The organism is Streptomyces sp. SA15 (assembly GCF_002291145.1).
Lineage (GTDB): Bacteria > Actinomycetota > Actinomycetes > Streptomycetales > Streptomycetaceae > Streptomyces.
Window position 1 is genome coordinate 1 of the sequence record NZ_NTGE01000199.1, and the last position, 5,562, is coordinate 5,562.

Consider the following 5,562-nt stretch of genomic DNA (forward strand, 5'->3'; position numbering starts at 1 on the left):
CCGCCGCCCTCGCCCGGGACCGCGGGGCGCCCTCGGTGGCCGCGTCCCTCGGGCTGCTCGCGGCCCGGCACACCCCGGCCGACAGCGTGCCGGGCCCGGACGAACGGCGGTTGCAGGCCGCCGAGGACGCCATCACCGCCGGCGAGGTGGACCTCGCCCGTGACATCGCCCGCGAGGTGCTGACCCGGGCCACCGTGCCCGCGGACCGGGTGCGGGCCTGGATGGTGGTGATCGAGTCGGCCGGGCACGCCCTCGGTGAGGTCGACGCCGTCTTCCCGCAGGTGCTGGCCGACGCGGGCGACGACCCCCGGCTGCTCGCGCTGGTGCACTACCAGCTGGCCTGGCGCGGACTCGTGGTAGAGGGGGATTTCGCGGAGGGGCGGGAGGAGGCCGCGCACGCGGCGGAGCTGGCCGCCCGGGGCGGCGACCGGCGCACCGAGCTGCTGGCGCTGGCCTTCCAGGCCCAGACCGAGACCCTGATGGGCCACCCGGACGCGCCCGCGACCATCAAGCGGGCGCTGAAGGAACCCCAGGACCCGCAGGTGGCGTGTCATCACAACGGCGCGGGCTCGGTCCGCTTCCGCTGGCTGATCATGAGCGACCAGCTGCGTGAGGCCCGCAGCACCGTCACCGCGCTGCTGCGGGAGGCGCGGCGGCGCGGCCAGGTCGAGAGCGAGGTGCACTTCGTGCGCCTGCTCGCCGAGACCGAACTGCGCTCCGGCCACTGCGGCCGGGCCCTCGACCTGGCCCGGGAGAGCCTCAGGCTGGCCCGGGACGCCGGCATCGGCGAGACGGCCTCGGCCAATCTCGCCTCGCTCGCGGAGGCCTCGGGCGGGGACGTGGACCGGGCGCTGGCGCTGGCCCGGGAAGCGGTGCAGCACGCCGAGGAGGACGGCGACCAGATGTACCTCTCCCGCGCCCTGGCCGCCCTCGGTCACGCCCAGTTGGTGGCAGGGGACCTCGTGGGAACGGTTCGCTCCCTGCGCCGGGTGCGGGAGCTGGAGCAGGGGCTCGGCATCACCGACCCGGCGCGCGGCCGCTGGCACGGCGACCTCGCCGAGGCACTCGTACGGATCGGCGAGCCGGCCGAGGCGCAGGACGTCATCGACCTGACGCGCGAGCACGGACTGCGGCTGGGCCGCGAGAGCGTGCTGGCCGTACTCGACCGGGCCGAGGCCCTGGTGCGCGCGGCACGCGGCGAACATAAGGCCGCTCTCGGCCAGTTGACGTCCGCTCAGGACCGGCTCGCCAAGCTGGGCCACGGTCTGGAGGAGGCGCGGGCCGCGTTCGCGCTCGCCGCGCTGCGCACGCTCCCCCAAGCTCTCGGCTCCGCTCGAGCAGGGGGGACCCCCGTGCCGGGGCCGACGTCGTACGACGAGGCGGCGCGGCTGTTCCGGCGCTGCCGGGCGCTGCCCTGGCTGCGCCAGGTGGAGGCGGCCGCGGTGACGCCCCCGGCCGAGCCGGCCGTCGCCCCCATCGCCCCCGCCGCCCTCCCGCACGACGGACCGGCCTCTCTGGACGGGCTCGCCTCGATGGAACGTCAGGTCGCCGCGCTCGTCATGGAGGGCGCCACCAACCGGGAGATCGCCGCTCGCCTGTTCATCAGCGTCAAGACGGTCGAGGCGACCCTGACCCGGGTCTACCGCAAGCTGGGAATCCGATCGCGGGTCGACATCGTCAGACTGGCGGCGGGCCGCCGGACGACGTGAGGCCGAGCGCGGCGCGGGCCGGCCGACCGAGGGTTTTCCCTGTCCAACTCCCTTAGGGGGTTCCCTCATTGGGAAGGGCGGGTTCCGGGTTCTAGCGTGGGGGCCGTGCCGCTCGCCCGGGCATACGGGGGTCGGTTCCTCCACCATCCCCCGTGCACACCCACACCCGCGCGACCCCCCACCGGCATCACCTATGAGGAGACTCATGTTCGGGCTCACCCGTGCCAAGAAGACCGCGGCCGTCGTCGCCGCGACCGCTGCCGCCGCCGCTACCGCGCTGCTCGGCGCCCCCTCCGCCGCCGCCGCTCCCCAGCCCGTCGTCGGCGGTACGACGACCACAACGACCGCGTACCCGTTCATGATGCAGATCACGGACGCCTCGCAGAACCAGTTCTGCGGCGGCACCCTCGTCTCGCCCACCAAGGTGGTCACGGCCGCGCACTGCATGGTCGACGAGACCACCGGCAGCGTCCGCGTGGTCGGCGGCCGCACCTACCGCAACGGTACGAACGGCACCGTCGCCAGAGTCAGCAAGATCTGGATACACCCCAGCTACACGGACGTCACCAACGGCGACGACGTGGCCGTACTGACCCTGTCGACGTCGATGCCGTACACCACGGCCAAGTACGTCTCCTCCACGGACACCTCCGTGTACGCGGCCGGCACCACCGCCCGCATCCTCGGCTGGGGCACCACCTCCTCGAACGGCAGCTCCTCCAACCAGCTGCGGACGGCAACCGTGCCGACCGTCTCCAACTCCAGCTGCGCCGGTTCCTACGGTTCCAACTTCGTCGCGAGCGACATGGTCTGCGCCGGATACACCTCCGGCGGCATCGACACCTGCCAGGGCGACAGCGGCGGTCCCCTGCTCATCGGGGGCGTCCTGGCAGGGATCACTTCCTGGGGCGAGGGCTGCGCGGATGCCGACTACCCCGGCATCTACACCCGGCTGACCACGTTCTCCAGCCTGGTGACCGCGCAGGTCAACTCGTGACCCAGTAGTTCTCCTGAGCACCCCTCAGGTGAAAAACCAGGGGGCGTTGCGGGCCTCCACGAGCGGCCCGCAGCGCCCCCTCTCCAACGGACGGTGGCCGGCGGCGTCCTCGTCGGTGTCACCAACCGTTCCTGAAGACTGAGCATGAGTGAGCCTGGTCAGCCGCACGCCCCGAACGGTCTTGGGCGCACTGGTCCCCGGCCCTTATGACCGTACGGCGCCGAAGCGGATGTCGTACGACGACTCCGGGTGCATCACCGCCAGCATCCGCTCCCCCTCCGCGCCGACCTCGTCCCGCTGGGCCTTGGTGAGCCGGCCGAAGGGCTCCACGACCAGCGTCTCCGCCTCCAGCTTCCATACGCCCGCCAGGAAGCCGTCGACGAGGAACGTGCGGTAGGCCTGGTTGCCCTGCCAGGCACGGCCGCGGTACTCGGGCGGGACGACGCGGGTGCGGTCGGCGTGGGAGAGGAGGAGGTTGTCGAACTCGGGCAGGAAGCGGGGCGGGGCCGGGGTGTCCGGGTCGGGGCGGGGCGCGTCGGGCAGGTCGAAGAGTTCGACGCCGTTCTCGTCCCGGAAGGCGACCAGTTGTGGACGGAGGCGTTCGAAGGCGTCGCGCAGCCGGGTCAGACCGGCCCAGGTCTGCATGTCCTTGACGGAGGCGGGGCCGAAGGCGGCGAGATAGCGCGGTACGACGGCATCCGGCGCCGGGGCCTCTCCGGCGGGGCGGCCCAGCCAGTGCTCGGCGGTGGTGAGGGCGACCTGGCCGCTCCTGCCCCACAGTCCGCGCGGGGTGACCTGCACGAGCGGCAGCTTGCAGCGGGCGGCGGTCGCGAGGGCCTGCGGGTCGGCGTCCGGCCACTCGGCGAGGAGGGCCTCGCGCAGCTGCTTCATGGTGCGCGGCTCGGCCTCGACGAGTGCGCGGGCGAGGGCGGCGAGCCGGTCGAGGTCGACGCCGACGAGTCCCTTGCGGAACTGGGTGAGTTCGCGGTCCCGGGCGGCTTGCACCAGCGGCCGCAGGGTGAGGCAGTCGTCGGCGGTGTGGGTGTGGATGGTCGAGCGCATGGTGACGATGCGGACGACCTCCCGGTCGGCCATCAGCCCGGACAGTTCCGCCGGAGTGAAGCCGTCGAGGCGGGCGGCGAGGGCGTAGTACGGGGGCTTCACGTTCTGCGCCTGCAGGCCGAGCAGATGCTCGACGGCCGCCTTGGCGGACAACGGCGAGCGACGCAGGAGCAGTTGCCGCTCGAGGGTGGCCCGGTTGAGGGCGCGAGTGCCGAGCACGGGGGCGGTGCCGGTGCCGGTCGTCCTGGTCGTCGTACTCCCCGTCGTCTTCGTCATGCGTCGCACGCTAGCGCCGCTTGCGGACACCTGCTGTCCGCGACTCTCGCCGCATCCCGGGCCGCCACTCGTTTCCAGGTCGGTTGCCCCGTATATCCTGCTCTTTGATCATGCACACGTTCTAAACGGTTCCGGGAACGCACCCGCACTTCGCCGGAACCGCTTAGACCCGAGAGGCAGCCACGATGCCCGAGCGACGCGCCCGCCCCGCCCCGAAGGACTCCAGGAAGTCGAAGTCCGTCTGGCGCCGCGCCCCGGCCCCGCCGCCCGCGCCGCCGGACGAGCAGGCGGCGTCCGGCCCCGAGTCGCCCGCCCCGAAGACGGAACCGGCGAGCATCGTCCAGGCGGCCCTGTACCGGGACGGCGTACGCGTCTCCTCCCCCGCCACCCTCGCCGACACGTTCCGTGAACTGCGCGAGCAGCCCTCCGGCATGGCGTGGATCGGCCTGGCCCGGCCCACCGAGGGCGAACTCCTCTCCCTGGCCGCGGAGTTCGACCTGCACCCGCTCGCCGTCGAGGACGCGCTGGAGGCCCACCAGCGCCCGAAACTGGAACGCTACGGCGAGACGCTCTTCGTCGTCCTGCGTGCCGCCCGCTATCTCGACGCCCCGGAGGAGGTCGACTTCGGCGAGCTGCACGTCTTCGTCGGCCCCGACTTCGTGATCACGGTCCGGCACGGCGCGGCCCCGGACCTGTCGGCGGTCCGCCACCGCATGGAGAAGACGCCGGAGCTGCTGAGTCTGGGCCCGGAGGCGGTGCTGTACGCCATCCTGGACGCGGTGGTCGACGGCTACGTACCGGTCGTCGCCGGCGTCCAGAACGACATCGACGAGATCGAGACGGAGGTCTTCCGCGGCGACCCGGAGGTCTCCCGCCGCATCTACGAACTCTCCCGCGAGATGGTCGAGTTCCAGCGCGCGACCCGGCCGCTCGTGAGCATGCTGCACGGCCTGATGGCCGGCTTCGCGAAGTACGGCACGGACGAGGAGCTGCAACGGTATCTGCGGGACGTCGCCGACCACGTCACCCACACCAGCGAACGTGTCGACGGCTTCCGCCAGGCCCTCACCGACATCCTCACGGTGAACGCCACGCTGGTCACGCAGCAGCAGAACGCGGAGATGCGGGCGCTGGCGGAGGCGGGGTTCGAGCAGAACGAGGAGATCAAGAAGATTTCCTCTTGGGCGGCGATTCTGTTCGCTCCCACGCTCGTCGGGACGGTCTACGGAATGAACTTCGAGCACATGCCGGAGTTGCACTGGGTATTCGGATACCCCTTTGCAATCGCCCTGATGGCTGCGGTTTGTACCAGTTTGTACGTCATCTTCAAGAGGCGTGACTGGCTCTGAGTAATCACCGCGGAGCGACCTCTCCCCGGGCTGGAGGCCCTCTGGGAATCACCGCTTGTTTGACCGGCAGCGCGGCGAAGGACCCGTCCTTGAGCGAAGAGCGAAGCTCCTCCAGGAACGGAATCACTCCGTGGCGTTCCTCGACGTAGTAACGGGTAACCGCGTCCAC

4 protein-coding genes are annotated in these 5,562 nt (G+C 71.7%); 3 read left to right on the forward strand and 1 reads right to left on the reverse strand.

Annotated features, from left to right (window positions below; genetic code table 11):
• A partial coding sequence (locus tag CLM62_RS43435; RefSeq protein ID WP_143659247.1) for a helix-turn-helix transcriptional regulator occupies positions 1–1,709 on the forward strand: 1,709 nt, incomplete at its 5' end.
• A 205-nt stretch (positions 1,710–1,914) separates the two neighbouring features.
• Positions 1,915–2,706: a trypsin-like serine protease gene (locus CLM62_RS43440; RefSeq protein ID WP_095755412.1), complete on the forward strand. Its 792-nt coding sequence runs from the start codon at positions 1,915–1,917 to the stop codon at positions 2,704–2,706.
• 204 nt (positions 2,707–2,910) lie between these two features.
• On the opposite strand, the gene CLM62_RS43445 is transcribed toward CLM62_RS43440, so the two are convergent.
• Positions 2,911–4,044, reverse strand: a complete 1,134-nt coding sequence (locus tag CLM62_RS43445; protein WP_095755413.1) for a winged helix DNA-binding domain-containing protein — start codon at positions 4,042–4,044, stop codon at positions 2,911–2,913.
• Between the two features lie 185 nt (positions 4,045–4,229).
• On the opposite strand from CLM62_RS43445, the gene CLM62_RS43450 reads away from it, so the two are divergent.
• Positions 4,230–5,393: a magnesium and cobalt transport protein CorA gene (locus CLM62_RS43450; protein ID WP_095755414.1), complete on the forward strand. Its 1,164-nt coding sequence runs from the start codon at positions 4,230–4,232 to the stop codon at positions 5,391–5,393.
• The last annotated feature ends 169 nt before the right edge of the window (positions 5,394–5,562 follow it).

Coding starts and splice junctions, on each gene's coding strand:
- CLM62_RS43440 (WP_095755412.1), top strand. CDS start 1,915: ATGTTCGGGCTCACCCGTGCCAAGAAGACCGCGGCCGTCGTCGCCGCG.
- CLM62_RS43445 (WP_095755413.1), bottom strand. CDS start 4,044: ATGACGAAGACGACGGGGAGTACGACGACCAGGACGACCGGCACCGGC.
- CLM62_RS43450 (WP_095755414.1), top strand. CDS start 4,230: ATGCCCGAGCGACGCGCCCGCCCCGCCCCGAAGGACTCCAGGAAGTCG.